The sequence below is a fragment of the Bacillus cereus group sp. N8 genome (genome assembly GCF_016483685.1).
GTDB classification, from domain to species: domain Bacteria; phylum Bacillota; class Bacilli; order Bacillales; family Bacillaceae_G; genus Bacillus_A; species Bacillus_A proteolyticus.
Genome location: NZ_JAEHBK010000007.1, coordinates 51,560 through 73,742 on the forward strand (window position 1 = coordinate 51,560; position 22,183 = coordinate 73,742).

Here is a 22,183-nt window from a genome sequence, read left to right on the forward strand (position 1 = left end):
TGTACCTCGAATCATTCGAGGTACATTTTTACTTACTTAAATACAGGCTCTTTAAAGCTAGCTAGTTTTTCAAGTGAAGTTTTATCAACATCAGCATGTAAGCTGTTACCATGAGAGTCCATCGTTACAACTGCTTTAAAACCTTCAATGCGTAAATGCCACATTGCTTCTGGAATTCCAAATTGTAAGAAATCAACATCTTTCACTTCTTTAATACATTCAGCATAATATTGCGCCGCACCGCCAATTGCGTTTAAATACACGCCGCCGTGTTCTTCTAATGCTGCTAATGTTTTTGCACCCATGCCGCCTTTACCAATTACAGCACGAATACCGAATTTCTTCATAATATCCCCTTGGTATGGCTCTTCACGAATACTTGTCGTTGGTCCTGCTGCTTTAATTTGCCAATTGTCATTCTCGTCTTTCACTACAACTGGACCACAGTGATAAATAACTTGTCCATTTAAGTCTACTGGACAATCGTTATCCATTAAATGTTTATGGATTGCGTCACGGCCTGTATACATCATGCCATTAATTGTTACAACATCACCAACGCGAAGTTCACGAATTTGCTCTTCTGTAATTGGTGCTTGCAATACAATTTCACGTTGCTCTGTTTTTTCTTGTACTTCTTGCTGAAGTGTATCGTCACCTTCTTGATATAGCCAATCCATAATTTCTCCTGTTTCAGGATGGATTTTTACACCAAGGCGGCGATATGCCCAGCAATTATACGCAACAGATACATAGAAGCTAGCTGGCAGGCGATTATATACGCCAATTTTACAACCAAGTAAAGTTGTTTCTCCGCCGAATCCCATCGTACCAATGCCAAGCTTATTCGCATTTTCTAATACGTACTCTTCAAGTTTTTGTAACTCTGGTACTGGATTGATGTCATCTAATGTACGTAATAATTGATTTTTTGCTAATTCGTAACCTGATGTGCGGTCTCCCCCGATACCAACACCAATTACACCTGCACTGCATCCTTGGCCTTGTGCTTGATATACCGCATGAAGAAGGCATTTACGAATTCCTTCTAAATCACGGCCTGCACGTCCAAGCCCTTCTAATTCACACGGTAAGCTATATTGAATATTTTTATTCTCACATCCGCCGCCCTTTAAAATTAAACGTGCATCAATGTAATCTTTTTCCCATTGCTCAAACTTAATAACTGGTGTTCCCGGTCCTAAATTATTTCCACTATTATCCCCAAAAAGAGAATCAACAGAGTTAGGACGAAGTTTACCATCTTTTGTCGCCCGCTCAAGCGCACTATAGATAGCTTCCTTCAGTTTTAATTGATTCACACCAACTGGCGTATAAATTTTAAACGTTGGCATCCCTGTATCTTGGCAAATTGGCGAGATATTATCATCTGCCATTTTAATGTTATTTGTAATTGTGCCAAGTGCCATCGCTGAACGAGTCCCTGCGTTTTCTCGCTCTTTCGCTTGTTGAATCGCACGACGAACATCTTTCGGTAAGTTCGTTGACGTTTCAACAACTAGTTGATACATGCTTTCTTGAAGCTTTTCCATTGTTACTTCCCCCTCAATTGTGAACGCTACCAAAACGTTATGAGATGAAAATTCCATTGTTATGCTCTTCAGCTTTTTATTTATTTCACGCTATTAAAGTATAAATGAAATTTTTCACAACTTGATTATACCTTTTTTTCTATATTCCTTCTATTATCCGTACAGAAAAAGGCTACCAATTTTGTACTGGCAGCCTTTTTAATATATTATTCGTCTTTTTTAAATTGCTCACATTTTAATTCTAATTCATCTAACATCGCAAGAAGACGATCTACATCTTCTAACTCTACTTCTTCAGGTTCAATTGTATCAATTACTTCAATGAACATATTTAAACGCTCTTTTAAATATACTAATTGTGTATCTTTATCTTGAATTGCTTTTCCCATGAAGGCACTCTCCTTTTAATTCGAGTTACTTTTATTATACCGCAAAAATGATTGCTATGGGCATGTAATTTCATCGATTTTGTAACAGTAATTCATTCTAATGTAAGCCCTCTCTCTTTTTCCACAAAAAAGTTTCACTTTATAAAAAGCACATATTCTTCTATTATAGAGAATGGACAAATTGTTATTTCAATAGTCAAAGGAGTATTTCATATGACGATATCACAAATAATGAAGCCGATTACTCCTTCTTACGATCCATGGGAAGCGTATATGGACCTTGAAGAGTACGGCAAACTACTATTAACAAACGTTGAGTTTACAACGACGACGTTATGCAATATGCGTTGCGAGCATTGCGCTGTTGGTTACACATTACAGCCGAAAGATCCAAATCCGCTTCCGATGGAGCTTTTATTAAAACGATTAGATGAGATTCCTCATTTACGTTCTTTAAGTATTACAGGCGGAGAACCTATGCTTTCCAAAAAATCCGTCGACAATTATGTAACACCACTCTTAAAATATGCCCATGAACGAGGCGTTCGCACTCAAATCAACTCAAACTTAACTATAGATTTAGCACGTTACGAACAAATTATTCCCTACTTAGATGTATTGCACATTTCACATAACTGGGGAACAATTGATGACTTCGTTGAAGGCGGATTTGCAATGATGGAGCGTAAACCTACTTATGAACAACGCGCAAAATTATTCGAAAGAATGATTACAAATAGTAAAGCTCTATCAAATGCAGGTGTACTCGTATCAGCAGAAACAATGTTGAACAAAAGAACCCTACCACATATGGAACATATTCATCGTCAAATTGTCGAAGAAATGGGATGTAAGCGTCATGAGGTTCATCCGATGTATCCGAGTGACTTCGCGAGCAACTTAGAAATTTTAACGAAAGCTGAAATTCGTGATGCAATTGAGCATTTACTAGAAATTCGCGATGAAAATGTATGGATGTTATTTGGGACTTTACCTTTCTACGCTTGTAGCGATGACGAGCGAGACGTCGCCACATTTAAGAAATTACAAGAGAGCAAAAATGTCACAGTTCGTAATGATCCAGATGGCCGTTCTCGTTTAAATGTAAATATTTTCGATGGAAATATTATTGTGACGGACTTTGGTGATGTTCCACTTCTAGGAAACATACAAACAAATACGTTACAAGAAGCGTATGAAAAATGGAGCGCTTCAAAAACAGCAAAATCATTAAGCTGCCACTGTCCTGCTGTAAAATGCCTTGGACCGAATGTTCTTGTAAAAAACAGCTACTATCCGACAGAAGATTTCTTATCAAAAACAGCAAATATTACATTATAAATAAAAACGTCAGCTTATAAGCTGACGTTTTTCGTGTTATTGCGAATGCGATGAAGAAATAAATTTAAAAAACAAATGATCGTGAATTGGAATAGCTGCCCCAATTCCTTGAGATGTAATATTTTTCACGACAAGCCTTTTTTGATTCCCTTTTAACACAAGGTAGACTTCGCCAAATGTTACTTTTCCTTTTTCATTTACTGCTGGTGTATAAGCGTATAAATATCCAAGTTGACTCGGACTAATATTATACACACGCTCATGTCCTGTACCATAACCAATGGTCGTTTTAAATGAAAGTGGCAATTGTACTTTTTCAAGCGCTTTTAAAAGCATCATTTTTTTCACATCTGCAGCATCTTTCATATCTGCTGTTAAATCACCTTCGATTGTCTTTTGGGTTTCTTGTTTATAGCGAAGTGGGTATAAGCGATCCCCTCCGCGATTGTCATATACATTTCGATTTACTTGCTTATATTCCCAGTTAATCGATGTATCTATTGATTCATAATTTAATGCCCATTGACCTAAATAAATTTTTGCTCGGTATCCTACCGCAAGTGGTGCATTCGAAATTGTTGTTTCATTAAACATCCGAATTAAATCAGGGTTTTCAATTTTGATATTTGCTGTTTTCAATAGTTCTTGCGCAAACTTACTTGGCTGTAAACGAGGTAAATCTTGTGCGTCATTTGGAAATGTATTATCTTTTGAAATATTTAAAACAGATGAAGGCATTTTTACTTCTACCGTTGTCTTTGCAAAACTACTGTTAGGAAATAATAAAATAAACGAGACCATGGTTGAAAGACATATGCTGTATACTCGTTTCACCTGTCTGGCTCCTTCCTACATAAAGGTATATACTACTTTGTTTATTGTTTTCTCTGGGCACAATTGTTATGCCTATTTTTCATAATAAATAAAAACCAATTCCCATAATGACATACGCCGCTAATAAAGTGCCTCCTTCAAACCAGTTTGTATCCCCATCATTTGAAATTGCAATCGTTAAGAAAACGGCTGTAATCATGGACACAAGTTCTGGTATTGTAAATACTAAAGGCATCCTTTGTGCAAAGAACATGGATAGTAGTACTAATACAGGAGCAACAAACATCGCGATTTGTAATGTAGAACCTACTGCAATTTCTACTGCGATATTCACTTTATTTTTATACGCCATAATAATCGCAGATGCATGTTCTGCTGCATTACCAACAATTGCAACGATAATAACCCCTATAAATAACTCCGACCAGCCAAACGACTTTGCGACCGTTTCAAAAGTATGTACGAGGGCCTCTGACACATAAGCAACTGCAAGTGTTGCTATCGCTAAAATGAGTAACGCTTTACCTTTGGACCACTCTGGCTCTTCCTCATGCGCTACCTCATCACTTTTATGTTGATATACACCACGGTGCGTAACTAACTTAAATAACAATGCAGCAAGGTACATAATAATCATGATAATAGAAACACCAATACTTAATTGATACGTCTTTCCAGCATCCATCTTCATTGAAAAAATCTCTGGAATAACAAAGGCTACAACAACAGCAAATATTAATAAAGCTGAATTGTGCCTTGCATCATAAACATTGAAGCTTTGCCTTTTATACTTAAGGCCACCTATAAAGAAAGATAACCCTCCTACCAGTAATAAGTTTCCAAGTACAGAACCAGTTAAGGAAGCTAAAACAACTTCTGTTAATCCTGCCTGAAGTGCAAAAATTGAAATGATAAGTTCAACAGCATTACCGAAAGTTGCATTCAATAAGCCACCTATCCGGGGCCCAGAAACGATTGCCAAACTTTCTGTCGCTCTCCCCATAAAACCCGCTAATGCAATAATCGTAATGCAATACACGGCGAACATAATTGTTTGAGGCCAATGAAGCGTTTTTCCAAGTACAGAAAGTGGTACCCCAATCAGCGCTACTATAAGAAATATTTTATTAAACATGCTTTCCATCCTTCCATCGTATGTATTTCTCCTCGATATTATTATTATTCATCTCCTAACTTGTCCGATTTCATCACAATTACGTTTAAAAAATCGGGTTGAAGAAAACAGTATGAAAGATATTTAAATTGTTTTGTTTAGACGAAACAATTACAAATTATGAAAAGAGGTTACAAGCATGCACTTAAAAGAAAAAATAGCAACTATTATTCAAGGTCAACGCACTGGTGTATTATCTACTGTACGTAACGATAAGCCACATAGTGCCTTCATGATGTTTTTCCACGAAGATTTTGTACTATATGTTGCAACAGATCGAAATTCAAAAAAAATAGCAGATATTGAAAAAAATCCAAATGTACATGCACTACTTGGACGTGAAGGAAAAAAATTAGATGAAGATTATATTGAAGTTGAAGGATTAGCTTCAATCGAGGAAGACTCCACATTAAAAAACAAGTTTTGGAATAATAGCTTAAAACGTTGGTTACTCGGCCCTGAAGACCCTAATTACGTATTAATAAAAATCAATCCCGATACAATTTATTACATCGATGGTGCTGGTACGACGGAGCCCGAGTTTTTACGACTATAAAACAAAACAAGCCCCCTTTAGGTGGGCTTGTTTTGTCGAAAAGTTCTTCTGAAAAAAATAATAAAATAGGTGGAACTTTCTAAAGATTCTGTTATATAATAGCAGTAACTTAAATAAACTGTATTAAAACAGATTGAGGGGAGAAATAAAATTGATGAAAAGAGAAGAACGAAAAAACATGATTGAGTTTATCGAAAAGAAAAAAGGGATTGAACGTGACGAATTATTATTTATGACTGATGATGAAGTAGAGCATATTTATAATGTAACGTACTTTTTATATGAGGAAATTGCAGAGTAGTATAATAATCCCCACCTTATTAAAAATATAAGGTGGGGATTATTTCGTTTTTATACATGAGAATGATTTTCATGTATAATAATGTAAGATTGGAGGAATTTTACTATGAGCTCATGGCTATTATTCGCACTATTATCAGCAATTGCTGCTGCCCTCGTATCTATTTTTGGAAAAATCGGCTTAGATGGAATCGATGCCAACGTCGCAACGACGATTCGTTCTATTATTATGGCACTATTGATGGTAGGAGTTATTATTATACAAGGTAAATTTCAAAATATCGGTGATGTCCTCCTAAATAAAAAAGCACTGCTATTTATCACATTAAGTGGAATCGCTGGTGCTTCGTCATGGCTATTTTATTTTCTTGCATTAAAAACAGGAAAAGTCTCACAAGTAGCACCTATCGATAAATTAAGTGTAGTATTTTCCATTATTCTCGCGATAATTATACTCGGTGAAAAGTTAAACTTTATGACTGGTATTGGTGTAGTCTTTATTACAGCTGGTGTATTATTTATTGCTTTCAGCTAAAAAACCGCTATTATTAGCGGTTTTTTCTTTTCCTTATGTAAATCCACACAATCAATGCTACAATTGCCGAAACTAATAAAATCCATATTCCATAATGATGTAAACTATATTCAACGAAGCGCCACTTCTCTCCTAGTTTCCAACCTAGGCCAATAAAAACACTTATCCAAATTAGTGCACCACCGTAAGCATACAGACAAAAACGCCACCATGTTAAATTCGAAACCCCAGCAAAATATGCTGTTAAGTGACGTACTCCCGGTATAAAGTAGCCAATCATTAAAAGAAACGGACCGTATTTTTCAAATAAAATATGTGTTTTTTCAATATGATGTTCTTTAATTCTAATTTTCGGTCCATATTTTTTTAAAACAGGGAGCCCAAGTTTTAACCCTAATATGTAACTTAATGTAATGCCAAGCATTGCACCTGCCATTCCACTTAAAAAAGCAGCTGTTCCTGACATAACTCCTTTTGAAATGTTATAGCCTATAAAAGTCAATAAAAACTCATCCGGTATAGGTAATCCAACAATCCCGCCAGCTAAAGCTATAATAATTCCAAAATACCCATAATGTGCGATTAACTCGCCAATATGTTGCTCCATTCGGAAGACACATCCTATGCACGATCGTTATTCCATATTGTGCCCGTTCTATCTTCAAGCCAAACATGGTATACATATTCACTATACATTGTTTTTATAATGAACTCTACTTCTACTCCGTTCCTTTAACAGAGATTGAATCCGTAGTTTTTTGTCCCCTCCCCACCGATTATTAGCCTGCACCAATCGGGATTTTACGGGCAGCAGGGCTCCCACTTAACTTCCCTGCATTCGCTAATTTTTGGAGTAGGAGTCTTACTGCCTATAAATAGCCAGATTAAAAAATAAAAATTCATGGGCTTATTTTTTTGTTACAATAAAGGAAAGTTACTTTTTGCAACGGTTTAACTCTCAGGAAAAATGATATATCTAGCAAAAACATAGTTTGGTCTATATGATGCAACTTCTACCTATTAGAGTAACACGCACCCTTTTACATACAACATCATTTTTCTAAATTATACAGGGGGAACGAACATGACCATTGAAAAACAATTTATCCAAAAGATTTACTATAAAACATTTTTAACAGAAGACTCTTCCATCCCGGTAACGGAAGTACTCGGTGAAGCATATATAAATGAATCAGAAAATGAATTCTCCAATATATCTAATATTCGCTTCGCACAAGGTGAAGTTTATTTTCAAACTAAAGACTTTGAAGCCGCTATATTCAAATGGGAGAAAGTAAATAATGAACTTGCTCTCTGGGCCATGAAGAATATTGCAGATGCTTATTTCGAATTAGATTTCTTACCAAAAGCAGAAGAAATTTATACATCTATCCAAACAGAAGATACAACTCTTACGATGGAAGTTTCCCTACAACTTCTTTCTCTTTATATCGAGCAAAACCGTTTAGGTCTAGCATTTAAGACGATTAGTGAAGCTGTTGCGTTTCAACCGGACTATCCAAATATTACTGCAATCGCTCGATCATTCTATGAAAAACAAGAAGATTGGAATAATGCTATTGAACTAGCGGTTCAAGAAGGAATTCGAACAAAATCATTACACTGGTTTGATACTTTAATCAATTATGTAAACAGAGGCTTTACCAACAAAATAAAACCTGAGTATTTCTATGAATCTTTAAAATCCTTATACGCTATTGATCAAGTTCAGTTTAAAGAACTTGTTATTTCACTTTGGAATAGCTATGAAAATGAATCATTCCATCTACCTTGGATTCAAACAATAAATCACTTATTCTTACATATTGAAGTAGATGCTAATGACGATTGGAATGAAATTTCTACTCGCTATCAAGAGACGTACTTCGAATTGATTACTGGACAACATTTCATGCACGAATTACAAGGACTTGTACCAGATTTATTAACAAATTGGTTTAGTTTAACAAAAGCGGAAGATTCTTTACTTGTCTCCGCAGCAGTATTAGCATGGAATGAAGTTTCACCGACAACCCTAGAATCATTACTTGTAAAAAGTGCAGGTGCCTTACTTTCAAATGCATCAGCTCATTCAAATGTTGATATGGCTGATGTATCAACATTATTTGAAACGATTGCTGTATGGGCTGAGAAGAATGATGTAGATTTAGGTCATCAATTCACACTACTTGTTCGTGAGTTATACGATTTAAACGTTGCACAACTTCTAGTAGCAGGAGCTAACGATTATGATAAATCAGCCTTTATTAACTCTATACTAGGCGAAAATATATTAAATGAGACTGTAACAACTGCAATTACATTTAAAGATGATAGTCAAACTGAAATAACTGAGCTTACAGAGCTAGATATACGAAATATACCAAACTTTGACGAACTTCATAACATACTGGCGGTACCTTCTCAGCCAGAACTAGAAAAAAAATGTATTGAAGTTAAATTACCAAGTAGATTTTTACGAAAAAATAAGTTTTCATTCCTTGTCACACCTACTATGCATGGACAACTTGACAAAAACAGCTCTCATTTCGAATACTTACAGGCAGCAGATAGTCTCATCTATGTACTAAATTCAGCTTCACCATTACATGATGAAGAGCTCAATACATTACTATATATTCGTGAGCAAGTACCTAATTTACAGATTCAATTCATCTTACAAACAATTGATGCGAATACTAGCGAAAACATCACGAACAACATTAAAAAGAAAATACTCGTACATTTCCCTGAAGCACAATTGTTCCCTTATTCTCCTTCCCAAGAGAGTAGTGAACAGCTAGGTAATGTAACAGACTCTATTCTTTCTAACCTTACTCAGCGTAACGTGGAAAAAGAACGCATTGAAAAATTATTATGGTTTATCCAAAAAACAATTGCATACCTTTTAAATGAACGTGTGGAATTAGAAAATACGTTAGTGAAATCAGTCCGCTGGAATAAGCATATTTTAGTAAAACTTGATGGTTTTATTAATAATCTTACTGCCATCCAAAAAGATAAAATTCGTTCTATTACAGAATCTTATCTTTTAACGAAAGAAGAGATTACGCGGGATATACATTCTCAAATCCCTGAATTGTTGCAGAGTTGCTCTGATCTTGTTCAAGAAGATAGTGATTTCAAATTAGTCCATGAAGAACTAAATGTAGCAATGAATGAAAGAATTCAAAAGCATGTACAGCAAGTACTTCTTCCTAAGTTTACTCAGTCTATTCAAGAGTGGATTGAAACTGCTCATAATGAATTCATCCAAGCTCAGGCTTATTTAGATGAAATGGGCGATACCTTTAATAAACTCTATGAGGAAGAGCGTATTAAACTTCCTTGCGATTTCAAATTACTAGATGACTGGGATAGAGATGTTGCAAGAATGACGAACAGAATTACAGTGGCTAACATCAATATTTTATTACGCTTTACACCGACACAATTTTTCTTAAAAAGTGCAGGAAAGCTATTCGGTAATATGCAAAAAAATCAATCTATGCTATCAAATAAATATAAACAATATATTGAAACTGAAGATTATACAGAAGTTGCTCAGATGATTTCAAAACAATTCTTCCTACAATTTGAAGTATTTGAAGGTGCGCTAGAACGTGATATCATGATGTTCTTTAAAGACCCTCTTAGCATATTGAAACAAACTGTAGAAGCGGCTCAACTTGAAATACAAGAAGATGAGCACACTTTGACAAAGCTAAGAACAAACCCAGAAACTTATCATGATCCTTTAACACTATTTAAATTGCAATTGTTACAAAAGAAATTCATGTTAAATATTGAAACTATCGCTTCACAAGAAACAATAAAGTGAAACTTTAATCAGTGAGGATTTTTGTTCATCCCCCCACTGATTATTAGCCCGCACCAATCGGGCGTTTATGGGCAGTAGATCTCCCATCTAACTTCTTTGCTCCACCTGAATTTTGAGGTGGGAGTTTTACTACCCACAGATAGCTGGATAAATACAACACCAACTGTTTAAATAAGAAAAACCAAGCAACTAATTCGCTTGGTTTTTCTTATTTTTAATTTACAATTTTCACATGTTCAAATGGATAATATATCGCCATGAGCTTTCCTAATACTTCAGTTCTATCAATGAGTCCTAAGCCGTTCCTACTATCCCTACTAACTAAACGATTATCTCCCATCACAAAAATTTTATTTTTAGGAATTGTAATCGGTCCAAAGTCTTCAGTTAAATTGATAAGTAATTTTTCTGCCTGTTTTTTATTATTATTTAAATACTCTTCGTTTTTCACTTGATGATTAACATATAATTGATCATTCTTCATCTCAATTACATCTCCTGGCAATCCAATAACTCTCTTCACGTAGAAATTATCTGTCTTCACGACAATAATATCCTCTCTCTCATAACTTTCAAATCTCTTGGCAAGTTTATTAATGATTACTTTATCTCCATCTTGTAAAGTCGGCCTCATCGATGCTCCTTTTACAGTCGTAGGAAAAAACAAAAAGATTTTTGCCAAAAACACCAATAAACATGCTATTGCAATTATTTCAAAGAATTCACGCAAACGTTTTTTCTTTTGCATCATTCCACCATCTCATCATCTTTTTATTTTTATTATAAATACTCCAACCGATTAATTTCCACAAAATTCTGAATTATAACATTAGAATATTATAAATATAAAATAATAATCATCGCAAATTTACTATTCTTATATATTACTAAACTGGCATTTTCCTATGAAATTCCTGCTTAGTAAATATACTATGCTGCATAAATTAAACAAACAAATATAGTAGCATAGCAATAAAAAAAGATACTCTCAAAATAGCCTATCTACTATTTTTGAGAGTATCTTTTTATAATCCTACATATACAATACACATCTGCGCTGCGACATATGTAAACCAAATCCAAAGTGGTTCATACTTCAGTTTGCGCCCCCCGATATCTGTAACACCGATAATAAAATCAGAAATCACGAACAATAAACCACCAAGTGCTGGTACCCACCATATTCCTGTATTCTCGTAATATAAGGCGAATGCAAAACAAGCCATCCCTCCGACCCACAAACCGTAAATTAGAGCCCCTATCGTAAACAATTTATCCTGTTTTTCATTTCGGATAAAAAAGAACCATCCTATAATTAGAAAGAGTCCGTATACGAGTAAACCAATCCAAAAACCATTCCATGAAATACCTGTTTGTAAAAATGCTTTCACATAGAAACAATGTGCAAGAGCGAAAGTAACCATTCCTCCAATTAATCGATGACCAATTGGAATCAATCCTGCCATAAATAAATCTCCTATAGTTGATAAAGTCATACCAAGTGCCACCCATGTACTATATTCTACCGACGGATCTTGTAACCATATCCAAATTGCACTACCCGTTAAAGAAAAACTCAGAATAAGACGAACCGCTAACGGCAACGGCATATTATTTCTCGTTCTTTTCGTCTGTCCTATTGCATAAATTGCTCCCGTTAAAAAAAGAATAATTTGCCCGACTAACACAATGTAAAGTACATTCATAATATGTTCTCCTCAATAAATGCTTTTTCTATCTTTTTTTCGTTACATATAGCACGTTTTCCTTTTTCTATGCAAAAAAAGAAGAACATTGCTGTTCTTCCATTTTAATAGATTTTCTATTCTCTATGCTACCTGTTTTTCTTGCTCGATTTTTTGTTTAGCCGGAGTACGATTTACTACAATAATTCCCGCTGCGACACATGCTAAACCAAATAGTACGAATGAATGAATTGCTTCTCCTAAAATCATACTTGATAATAACACACCAAACACTGGTATAAAGAACATATACATCGATACTTTTCCTACTTTGTTATATTTCATAATTGTATTCCATATACAGAAACCCGCTGCCGATAAGAAAGATAAATATATAAGCATAAGTATTGCTTGTAGGTTAAATGTAAATGGCATCACTCCGACTTGAAATGCACCGATACATAGTAACCCAATTGATCCAAAAATCATTTGGTATGCTGTCATATACCCAACATCTAATGTTTTACTTCCTTCTTTTGCTAGTATATTTCCATACGAATACATCATTGCTGCCCCAAGAAGTAATAAGCTACCTATTCCAAAATGGAATGATAAGCTTCCGTCACTCGGTACATTCACCAAAATCACACCACAAAAACCGATAGATACTCCAATTATTTTTCTCATATTTAGAGCATCATCTTTATATAAAAAGTGTGCGAGTAAAATTTGAAAGAATGATGATGTTCCTGAAATAATCGCTCCTTCAATTCCTGAACTGTAACTCATTCCAATATAAAAACATATATATTGAAGAAAAGTTTGGAACAAACCAATTTGTACTAACTGCTTTCCTGTCCCTTTTTTGAAATGCATATCTTTTCCTAACGCTTTAAAAAAGAATAAGAGCATTACACCAGATAAGAAAAAGCGATAGCCAGCAAATAATATTTGTTCTCCGACTTCATGTGGCTGAATTCCAAGTTCAGCATAACTTAATTTAATAAAGGGAAATGCGCTTCCCCATAAAAACGTTGCCACTATTGCAGCAATAAATACGCCAATCGGATGGGTGAAAAATTTCTCTGTCTTCAACTTGCTGTCTTCCTTTCCGATCTTTTTATGAACAATATTCATATATACCAAAGGAAGTGCAAAAACACAAGTTTTCCGTTTATAATAGAAACAAAAACATATCATCTCATAAAAACATATGCTATACTGTAGAATAATTACAACATAATAACTATTAAAATCAGATTCAACAGAAATGCTGCTATCCGTTACGGATGGCAGCTTTCGTCGTTTTATAGGGGTTTCGATTTTGATTCTTTTTCTCAATAAGAATTCGGAAGGAGCGAGTAGTAATGAACGCAGAAGTAAAAACATTAAAAGCACAAGAAGATATTTCTCATCCCTCTTTATGGGATACATTAAAGAAACATTATGAACTTATATTTGCAATCGCATCTGGTATTTTCATTTTAGCTGGTTGGTTATTCACAAAAAACGATGCAATAAGTGCAGGTATCACTTTCTATATCCTCGCTTATGTAATTGGAGGATTCGCAAAAGCGAAAGAAGGTATTGAAGACACGATTGAAGAGAAAGAGCTAAATGTTGAAATGCTCATGATTTTTGCAGCTATCGGTGCCGCAGTTATCGGTTACTGGGCAGAAGGTGCTATTTTAATCTTCATCTTTGCATTAAGCGGAGCAATGGAATCTTATACATTAAGTAAAAGCCAAAAAGAAATTTCAGCGCTTCTTGATCTACAACCGGAAGAAGCATTACGTATTTCCAATGGAACTGAGGAACGTATTCCCGTTGGACAATTAGAAATTAACGATATTATTTTAATTAAGCCAGGTGAGCGTGTTCCTGCTGATGGCACAATTCATAATGGTGAAACAAATATTGATGAAGCAGCTATTACAGGAGAACCTATTCCGAATGAGAAAAAATTCGGCGATGAAGTATTTGCCGGCACTGTAAATTTACGTGGTGCTATCGAAGTTAAAATTACGAAGCCGAGCGATCAAACATTATTCCAAAAGATTATTCGTCTCGTTCAAAGTGCACAAAGCGAAAAATCACCATCACAACTATTCATCGAAAAATTTGAAGGAACATACGTAAAAGGTGTACTACTCGTTGTTGCACTTATGATGTTCGTTCTTCATTTCTTACTTGATTGGAGTTGGAATGAAACGTTTTATCGCGCTATGATCTTACTTGTAGTCGCTTCTCCTTGTGCGCTAGTTGCAGCCATTACACCAGCAACTTTATCAGCAATTTCAAACGGAGCGAGAAATGGTATTCTCTTTAAAGGTGGTATTCATTTAGAACGTCTAGCTTCAGTAAAGGCGATTGCCTTTGATAAAACAGGAACATTAACACAAGGAAAACCTACTGTTACAGATGTATATGTTCGAGAAGGCATAGCAGAAAGTGAAGTACTTTCTATTACAGCAGCGATTGAAAGTCACTCTACACATCCTTTAGCAGAAGCGATTGTTAAATATGCAAAACATGCTTACGACATTACGATAAAAAAACCAGAAAACGTTGAAGATGTAACTGGTTTTGGATTAAAAGGAATACTAGAAAACAAAGCTTATAAAATTGGTAAAGCTGATTTTATCGGGGAAGAAATAAAGACATTTCATAATGGCATTTCTGCCTCACTTGAAAAAGAGGGAAAAACTGTCGTTTATATTAGTGATGAGGATGGTATTCTTGGACTAATCGCTTTAAAAGATACCCTTCGTCAAGAAACGATATCTGCTATTCTTGATTTGCAAAGCATTGGTGTAGAAGCAATCATGATTACTGGTGATAATGAAGAAACAGCAAAAGCAATTGCCCATGAAAGTAATATAAAAGAATATTACGCATCATGTTTACCCGAAACGAAAGTTGAAACGATAAAGCAGTTAAAAGAAAAGTACGGCATAGTCGCCATGGTTGGAGATGGTATAAACGATGCACCTGCCCTCGCTACTGCTAATATTGGTGTTGCAATGGGTGAAGGAACAGACGTGGCATTAGAGACTGCAGACGTTGTTCTCATGAAGAACGAATTATCTCGTCTCTCTCAAGCAATCCGTTTATCAAAACGAATGAACCGTATTGTGAAGCAAAATGTAATCTTTTCTCTAGCTGTAATTGCAATGCTGATTTGTTCTAACTTCTTGCAATTTTTAGCTCTTCCATTCGGTGTTATTGGCCATGAAGGAAGTACAATTCTTGTCATTTTAAATGGTTTGCGATTATTAAAAGGAAATAAATAAAACGGGTCCCTCATAGAGGACCCGCTTTTTTTAATGGTAGCTATTGTGACCGTTCGCACTGCTGCTCGTTTTATGCTTTGGATGCGAACTGCTCTTTTGTTTGTTATTTTTATTATTGTGGTTCTTTTTATTATTACTCATGAAATATCCCCCCTGTTCCCTTTTATTATGGAACAAGAGCTCATTTTTCATTACGGGAATTATTGTCACCCGTTCTATAATGATGGAGTAAACCATTAATTTCACCGCCAAGTAAAATTACCCACCCAGTTAAGTAAAACCATAACATTAAAATAATGATACCACCGAGACCACCATATGTATTAGCGTAATTTGCAAATTTATCTACATAATAGGCAAATGAGTACGATACCACAATCCATCCTACAGTAGCAAATAAAGCCCCCGATATGACTTCTCTTCGCTTTAATTTCCGATCAGGCGCAAACGTATATAAAAAGCTAAATAAGGCGAACAAAACGAAGAAACTCGCTACTAATCGTGTAATACTCCACACGTAAGAAAAACTATCCGATAAACCAATTGCTTTAAATACAGCTGCCCCAATCACTTGTCCGAAAACTGGAACAATGAGTGCAAACACAATCATAAAAATGATCGCTAATGTAAACACAATTGATAACACTCTCGTTTTAATAAAAGAACGTGTTTCTGTTACATCATACGCATGGTTAAAAGCATTCATAATAGCATTCACCCCGTTTGAAGCAAACCATAGCATCGATAGTAAACCAAATGATAATAAACCACCATTTTGCTCGTTTACAACTTTATCTACGTTTACCTCAATTAAGTTCATCGCATCTTCTGGTACGTAAGGTTCTAATAAATTGAGCACACTTTCTGTTTGAAGGTCAATAAAGCCAAGAAGCGTAATTAAGAAAACAAGCCCAGGAAAAATCGCAAGCAAGAAGAAATAAGCGAGCTGTGCTGCCAAGCCCGCTACATCATCGCGCATCGTCCGGTCATATAAATCTTTCCCAAACGAAAAAGTACGATGTCTTCTTACTTTTTCTATAAATTTTCTCATATATTTTTAAACGCTTTTCTTCTCTTCTTTATTTTGCTTTAACTCAATGTATGCTTCAGTTTTTTTTCCCTCTGCATTTGAGTCTTTCATAAATAATTCACGCGCTTCTTTCATACCACCATCTTCAGCTACCACTGGCTCTTCTTCCGCTTTAAGCTCATCTACCTTCGTAGATACAGCCTGAATTTCGATCGTTTCTGGTTTTTCTACTAGCTCAACTTTTTTCTTACTAAAAATTTCTTTCGTTTCTTTTAACGTCTCTACAACAGACGGTGTTAATTTTTTAATTTCTGCTACTTTCGCTTTCACTACATTAAAATCAGCAAGTTCGCGTCCTTTATCTGTAACAGTTTGCACTTTTTCTTTTATCTTCGCATTTTCACCAATTTCAATCATCTTTGTTTTTGCTTTTTCTGCTGTATTTTTTACTTTTTCACGATTTTCTTTCTTTAACATAGATACAGCTACACCTGCAGCTACACCAAGCGCAATGTTTCGAGCAATATTATTTTTCTTTGCCATATTCCTTCACCCTTTCATTTCTTATGTTAGAAAGTATTACTTTCTAAGCTTCCTCATATTCCTTGTTCATTTCGAATGAAAGCTAATAGCTTTGCACACCCTTCTGTTACAAGGTCATACACTTCTTGGAAGTTCCCTGTAAAGTAAGGGTCAGGAACGTCTGTCCAGCCACCGTCTGGAACAAAATCGGACAGCATACCAATATAGCCTCCAGTTTTACCTAAACTTTTTAAATCTGCTATATTCTTGTTGTCCATGGCAATAATATAATCAAACTTTGTTAAGTCTTCTTTTTCTACTTGCCTTGCTTTAATTCCTTCAAAAGCGACTTCATTTTCTTTTAAAATTTTTTGTGTTCCTTTATGTGGCGGATGACCAATATGCCAATCTCCAGTTCCTGCAGAATCAATGACAATTTTCTCTTCGAGTTCCTCTTTTACGACAAGATCTCGAAAAATCGCTTCTGCCATTGGAGAACGGCAAATATTCCCAAGACAAACAAACAATACTTGAACCATATTTTTGTTTCTTCCCGTTGCCATAAACTTATAAAAATTTATAAATTATGTTTACTTCCCTGTTCTATGTGTCCAATTTTGCCTAAGCTACTCTTGTTTAGTATAACACTCCGAGGGCGTAAATTCGGATACAACGAATCCTACATATTAGCATTAACGTTTACGTGTTAGTTTGCCAATTGATAACGCGACAAATTGATAGATGCATTCAAATCCCTATCTATCCGAAGACCACAATCACATTGATATAATCGGTCAGATAATCTCAAGTCTTTCTTAATGCTTCCACAACATGAACACATTTTTGAAGATGGATACCATTTATCAGCTTCAATAAATTCAATTCCATATTTTTCGCATTTGTATTGAATTTGTCTCTTAAATTCGTATAAACCTTGCTTTGCTATCGCTTTAGCTAAATGTCTATTCTTCATCATCCCTTTGATATTCAAGGTCTCCATTACAATACGATATGGTTTGGTTTTCACGATATCGTTTGTCGTTTGATGAAGATGATTAACTCTGATATTCGATAATCTTCTATGCAGGTGTCGTACCTTTTTTTCGATTTTTATAATGTTGCTCGTTTTGACGAAACAGTTTCCCTCCTTATTCATTTGATATTTCCGAGAAACTTTACGCTGCAACCTTTGAAGGCGTTTCTCTGCCTGTTTTACTGATTTTGTTTTGTTAATGTTTTTGAACCTTTCACTATCTGAGCATATTGCTAACTCTTTTATGCCAATATCTATTCCGAGTGAAGCATCTGTTAGATTTTCTTTGGAAAATTCTTGTTCAACACCAACTGATACATACCAATACTTCCCGTCAAAACTAACCCTCGGATTAGTATATTTGCAACCCATAAGAAGTTGTTCGGAAGTTTTTATCCAGCCGATTTTTTCAATCCAAATTTGATTCTTTTTCACTTTCAATTTGACATTATCATTATAAAAGGATGGTTTTGATTTCTTTCTACTCTTGAAGCGTGGTTTATCTGATATGCCTTTGAAAAATCTCTTGTATGCGTTGCAAGCATCTTTAACAGCTTGCTTTGTGATATTGTTTGATACTTCATATAGCCAAGTATATTCTTCGATTTGTTTTAATGTAGTCAACTCTTTACGAATAGTACCATCAGATATGAATTTTCCACCATTTTTGTGATTTTCTTCTTGCTTCCCCAGTGTCCAGTTGTATGCCCAACGAGCTACTCCAACTGATTTCCAAAGCTGATGCTCCTGCTCTTTAGTGGGCTTTATCCTTATCTTCTTCGCAAGTATCACTATTCATCAGCTCCTTAATCATTTTTTTAGCTTTGTTCGCCCGTTTACCTTCTTGGTGCATTTCTGAATATATACTTATAGTATAAACAACCAATTATTAATTATAAAGGAAATCCCTACTAATTTAATAGGATTGAAAAGTTTCATTAACGAAAATGATAAAAAAATGTTAAGATAACCTTATGTTATTTTAAAGGGGGACACTTCGGTGGATTTATCCGTAAAATCAGAAGCAAACGTTGAATATATGGTAGAAGCTATTAAAGAAAAATTACGCATGGTTAATGCTGGAGCAATGAGAGCTGCTAGTTTTAACGAAGAAATGTACGAGGACTTACGTGACATTTATGAGCACGTTATGAAACGTGAAACTTTCAGTATTAGTGAAATGCAAGCTATTACTGAGGAATTAGGTACATTAATTAAAAAATAACAAAGAGCCTCACGTATTCGAGGCTCTTTTTAATTTCAACAAATTCATGACAACTCTTCTCTCTTCCTCCTACTTCCATAAAATACTGTACAATGAAAGTAGAACCTCATCTTAGATTTTTCTCCATACATACTACTCACAAATAATAGCAACACTACCATTGCTAACTGTTTTTACTGGAGGTGCTGACTTATGAGCAATTGGTACAGTAAGACGAAAGATCAAACATTAATCGATTTAGAAACAAATGCACAGTACGGTTTAACCGATGAAATCGTAAATGAACGTTTAAAGCAATATGGCCCTAATGAATTAGCTACAAAACAAAAACGTACTTTATGGCAACGTATTTTCGCCCAAATTAATGACGTCCTCGTATACGTCCTTATTATAGCTGCCCTTATTTCCGCCTTTGTAGGCGAATGGGCCGATGCAAGTATTATTGCACTCGTTGTAATTTTAAATGCTGTTATCGGCGTAATCCAAGAGTCTAAAGCAGAACAAGCTTTAGAAGCATTGAAAAAGATGGCAACACCTAAAGCTATAGTAAAACGAGATGGTGAACTAAAAGAGATTCCATCTGAGCACGTTGTTCCAGGTGATATCGTTATGCTTGATGCCGGGCGATATATACCATGTGATTTACGGATCATTGAAACTGCGAATTTAAAAGTTGAAGAATCTGCTCTAACTGGTGAATCTGTCCCTGTCGATAAAGATGCAATCTATCACCCTTCCATGCAAAGTGATGAGCAAGTACCACTAGGCGATCAAAAAAACATGGCCTTTATGTCAACGCTAGTAACATACGGACGCGGCGTCGGTGTCGCTGTTGAAACTGGAATGAAATCACAAATTGGGAAAATCGCAACTCTTTTGCATGAAGCTGAAGATGATATGACACCACTTCAAAAAAGCTTAGCACAAGTAGGAAAATATTTAGGATTTGTCGCTGTAGCTATTTGCGTCATTATGTTTCTCATCGGTTTTTTACAAGGAAGAGATACTTTGGAAATGTTTATGACTGCAATTAGTTTAGCTGTTGCAGCCATTCCAGAAGGCTTACCAGCTATCGTTTCCATCGTTCTTGCAATTGGTGTTCAGCGTATGATTAAACAAAACGTTATCATTCGTAAACTACCAGCTGTTGAAGCTCTCGGTTCTGTCACAATTATTTGTTCAGATAAAACAGGTACATTAACTCAAAATAAAATGACCGTTACTCACTTTTATAGTGATCGCACATACGACCAGCTAGAAAATTTGAATGTAAATAATGATGTACACCGTCTATTATTAGAAAATATGGTTTTATGCAACGATGCCTCTTACAGTGCCGACTCACAAACAGGGGATCCTACAGAAATTGCCCTTCTTGTTGCCGGAAGCTCTTTTAACATTCAAAAAGATCATTTAGAAAATACACATGAACGTGTTAACGAATTGCCTTTCGAGTCTGATCGTAAAATGATGTCAACTGTACATACGTACGATGAAAGCTACTATAGCATGACTAAAGGTGCTATTGATAAACTTTTACCTCACTGTACCCATATCTTTATAAATAATAAAATTGAGGTCTTAACAGATTCTGATAAAAATCAAATATTAGAAGCTGCCGGGTCAATGTCGCAAGAAGCCTTAAGAGTACTTTCATTCGCATATAAACGATACGATTTAAACGCTGTGGATATAAATCATCTCGAAGAAAACCTCATCTTTATCGGTCTTGTCGGTATGATTGATCCACCACGCACAGAAGTAAAAGATTCAATTACAGAATGTAAAAAAGCTGGTATTCGCACAGTTATGATTACTGGTGATCATAAGGATACCGCCTTTGCAATTGCCAAAGAACTTGGTATTGCTGAAGAAAAATCTGAAATTATGATTGGAACTGAATTAGATAACATTTCAGATACAGAACTAGCAAATAAAATTAATCACTTAAATGTCTTTGCTAGGGTCTCTCCAGAACATAAAGTGAAGATTGTAAAAGCATTACGTGCTGAAGGAAATATCGTTTCGATGACTGGTGACGGTGTAAATGATGCTCCTTCTTTAAAGCAAGCAGATGTTGGCGTAGCGATGGGCATTACAGGAACAGACGTCGCAAAAGGAGCAGCAGATGTCGTGTTAACAGATGATAACTTCTCATCTATCGTGAAAGCTGTTGAGGAAGGTAGAAATATTTATCGTAACATAAAAAAATCAATTCTCTTCCTACTCTCTTGTAACTTCGGAGAAATTATCGCTTTATTTTTAGCCATTTTACTCGGCTGGGCAACACCACTACGACCTATTCATATTTTGTGGGTCAATTTAATTACAGATACACTGCCTGCATTATCACTTGGTGTTGATCCTGAAGATCCAGATGTGATGAAGGAAAAACCACGACATGCGAAAGAAAGCCTATTTAGTGGTAGCGTTCCTTTCCTTATTTTCAATGGCGTTGTCATTGGACTTTTAACGCTAATAGCCTTTATCGTCGGGGCAAAATTCTATACCGGAGATACAAATTTATTCCCTCTTTTCCCAGAACAAATTGATGAAGATGCCCTATTACATGCTCAAACGATGGCATTTGTCGTTCTTAGTTTTTCTCAGCTCGTTCATTCATTTAACTTACGTTCAAGAACGAAATCGATTTTTTCAATTGGGATATTTACAAATAAATATTTAGTCTTCTCACTTCTTATCGGTGTTCTTATGCAAGTTTGTATTATCTCCATTCCTCCTCTTGCCAATATATTTGGTGTACATGCATTAACAATGCGAGATTGGGGATTCGTTCTCTTATTAAGTATCATTCCGCTTGTTGTGAATGAAATTATTAAATTATTTAAGAGAAAATAAAAGGCAATGAGGA

20 protein-coding genes and 1 pseudogene are annotated in these 22,183 nt (G+C 35.3%); 8 read left to right on the forward strand and 13 right to left on the reverse strand.

Features of this window, described 5'->3' with window-relative positions:
- Window positions 1–32 precede the first annotated feature (32 nt).
- Together fumA and JDS80_RS13115 are read right to left on the reverse strand one after the other, a co-directional pair.
- On the reverse strand, window positions 33–1,553 hold the full coding sequence (gene fumA, locus JDS80_RS13110) for a class I fumarate hydratase (protein WP_199638774.1): 1,521 nt from the start codon (window positions 1,551–1,553) through the stop codon (window positions 33–35).
- Between the two features lie 206 nt (window positions 1,554–1,759).
- Window positions 1,760–1,942: an SE1561 family protein gene (locus JDS80_RS13115; RefSeq protein WP_000513558.1), complete on the reverse strand. Its 183-nt coding sequence runs from the start codon at window positions 1,940–1,942 to the stop codon at window positions 1,760–1,762.
- Between the two features lie 213 nt (window positions 1,943–2,155).
- On the opposite strand from JDS80_RS13115, the gene yfkAB reads away from it, so the two are divergent.
- On the forward strand, window positions 2,156–3,283 hold the full coding sequence (gene yfkAB / locus JDS80_RS13120) for a radical SAM/CxCxxxxC motif protein YfkAB (RefSeq protein WP_071771001.1): 1,128 nt from the start codon (window positions 2,156–2,158) through the stop codon (window positions 3,281–3,283).
- Between the two features lie 36 nt (window positions 3,284–3,319).
- Here yfkAB and JDS80_RS13125 read toward each other — a convergent pair whose 3' ends face one another.
- Both JDS80_RS13125 and cax read right to left on the reverse strand, forming a co-directional pair.
- Window positions 3,320–4,117 (reverse strand): YfkD famly protein, encoded by a 798-nt coding sequence (locus JDS80_RS13125; protein ID WP_002094746.1) that lies wholly within the window; start codon window positions 4,115–4,117, stop codon window positions 3,320–3,322.
- 79 nt (window positions 4,118–4,196) lie between these two features.
- Window positions 4,197–5,252: a calcium/proton exchanger gene (cax, locus tag JDS80_RS13130; RefSeq protein WP_071745364.1), complete on the reverse strand. Its 1,056-nt coding sequence runs from the start codon at window positions 5,250–5,252 to the stop codon at window positions 4,197–4,199.
- 178 nt (window positions 5,253–5,430) lie between these two features.
- Here cax and JDS80_RS13135 point away from each other — a divergent pair, with 178 nt between their 5' ends.
- The 3 genes from JDS80_RS13135 to JDS80_RS13145 all read left to right on the forward strand — a co-directional run bounded on the left by JDS80_RS13135 (window position 5,431) and on the right by JDS80_RS13145 (window position 6,682).
- Entirely contained in the window at window positions 5,431–5,847 is a 417-nt protein-coding gene (locus JDS80_RS13135) for a pyridoxamine 5'-phosphate oxidase family protein (protein ID WP_071745363.1), read from the forward strand.
- Between the two features lie 154 nt (window positions 5,848–6,001).
- Entirely contained in the window at window positions 6,002–6,148 is a 147-nt protein-coding gene (locus tag JDS80_RS13140; RefSeq protein WP_000817786.1) for a BH0509 family protein, read from the forward strand.
- Between the two features lie 105 nt (window positions 6,149–6,253).
- Entirely contained in the window at window positions 6,254–6,682 is a 429-nt protein-coding gene (locus JDS80_RS13145) for an EamA family transporter (protein ID WP_199638776.1), read from the forward strand.
- Between the two features lie 13 nt (window positions 6,683–6,695).
- On the opposite strand, the gene JDS80_RS13150 is transcribed toward JDS80_RS13145, so the two are convergent.
- Complete coding sequence (locus tag JDS80_RS13150; protein WP_071771003.1) at window positions 6,696–7,289, reverse strand: DedA family protein; 594 nt, start codon at window positions 7,287–7,289, stop codon at window positions 6,696–6,698.
- Between the two features lie 477 nt (window positions 7,290–7,766).
- On the opposite strand from JDS80_RS13150, the gene JDS80_RS13155 reads away from it, so the two are divergent.
- Complete coding sequence (locus JDS80_RS13155) at window positions 7,767–10,523, forward strand: tetratricopeptide repeat protein (protein ID WP_199638778.1); 2,757 nt, start codon at window positions 7,767–7,769, stop codon at window positions 10,521–10,523.
- Window positions 10,524–10,737: 214 nt separating this feature from the next.
- On the opposite strand, the gene lepB is transcribed toward JDS80_RS13155, so the two are convergent.
- The 3 genes from lepB to JDS80_RS13170 form a co-directional block, all read right to left on the reverse strand.
- Window positions 10,738–11,274, reverse strand: a complete 537-nt coding sequence (lepB, locus tag JDS80_RS13160) for a signal peptidase I (protein WP_000983287.1) — start codon at window positions 11,272–11,274, stop codon at window positions 10,738–10,740.
- Window positions 11,275–11,548: 274 nt separating this feature from the next.
- The gene (locus JDS80_RS13165) at window positions 11,549–12,229 is read right to left on the reverse strand and encodes a lysoplasmalogenase (protein WP_071745359.1); all 681 of its coding nucleotides are present in this window, start codon (window positions 12,227–12,229) and stop codon (window positions 11,549–11,551) included.
- 123 nt (window positions 12,230–12,352) lie between these two features.
- A complete protein-coding gene (locus JDS80_RS13170) occupies window positions 12,353–13,303 on the reverse strand; it encodes a DMT family transporter (protein ID WP_071771005.1) in 951 nt (316 codons plus the stop codon).
- A gap of 272 nt (window positions 13,304–13,575) precedes the next feature.
- Here JDS80_RS13170 and JDS80_RS13175 point away from each other — a divergent pair, with 272 nt between their 5' ends.
- Complete coding sequence (locus JDS80_RS13175) at window positions 13,576–15,501, forward strand: heavy metal translocating P-type ATPase (protein WP_199638780.1); 1,926 nt, start codon at window positions 13,576–13,578, stop codon at window positions 15,499–15,501.
- 181 nt (window positions 15,502–15,682) lie between these two features.
- On the opposite strand, the gene JDS80_RS13180 is transcribed toward JDS80_RS13175, so the two are convergent.
- From JDS80_RS13180 to JDS80_RS32340, 5 genes and pseudogenes are all read right to left on the reverse strand, one after another.
- Window positions 15,683–16,552: a YihY/virulence factor BrkB family protein gene (locus JDS80_RS13180; RefSeq protein ID WP_098888568.1), complete on the reverse strand. Its 870-nt coding sequence runs from the start codon at window positions 16,550–16,552 to the stop codon at window positions 15,683–15,685.
- 6 nt (window positions 16,553–16,558) lie between these two features.
- Window positions 16,559–17,074, reverse strand: coding sequence for a DUF4075 domain-containing protein (locus JDS80_RS13185; RefSeq protein WP_199638782.1), 516 nt, complete (start codon window positions 17,072–17,074; stop codon window positions 16,559–16,561).
- Between the two features lie 53 nt (window positions 17,075–17,127).
- Window positions 17,128–17,592 (reverse strand): low molecular weight protein-tyrosine-phosphatase, encoded by a 465-nt coding sequence (locus tag JDS80_RS13190; RefSeq protein WP_199638784.1) that lies wholly within the window; start codon window positions 17,590–17,592, stop codon window positions 17,128–17,130.
- Between the two features lie 167 nt (window positions 17,593–17,759).
- Window positions 17,760–18,878: an RNA-guided endonuclease TnpB family protein gene (locus JDS80_RS13195; protein ID WP_199638786.1), complete on the reverse strand. Its 1,119-nt coding sequence runs from the start codon at window positions 18,876–18,878 to the stop codon at window positions 17,760–17,762.
- Window positions 18,841–18,930, reverse strand: a pseudogene (locus JDS80_RS32340) (IS607 family transposase); the annotation flags it as partial. The gene JDS80_RS13195 and the pseudogene JDS80_RS32340, both read right to left, overlap by 38 nt.
- A 156-nt stretch (window positions 18,931–19,086) precedes the next feature.
- Between JDS80_RS32340 and JDS80_RS13200 the strand changes: the two are divergent.
- Window positions 19,087–19,311 carry a DUF1128 domain-containing protein gene (locus JDS80_RS13200; RefSeq protein ID WP_002010236.1) on the forward strand — a complete coding sequence of 75 codons (225 nt, stop codon included), beginning with the start codon at window positions 19,087–19,089 and terminating at the stop codon, window positions 19,309–19,311.
- A gap of 192 nt (window positions 19,312–19,503) precedes the next feature.
- A complete protein-coding gene (locus JDS80_RS13205; protein WP_199638788.1) occupies window positions 19,504–22,170 on the forward strand; it encodes a cation-translocating P-type ATPase in 2,667 nt (888 codons plus the stop codon).
- Window positions 22,171–22,183: the final 13 nt, after the last annotated feature.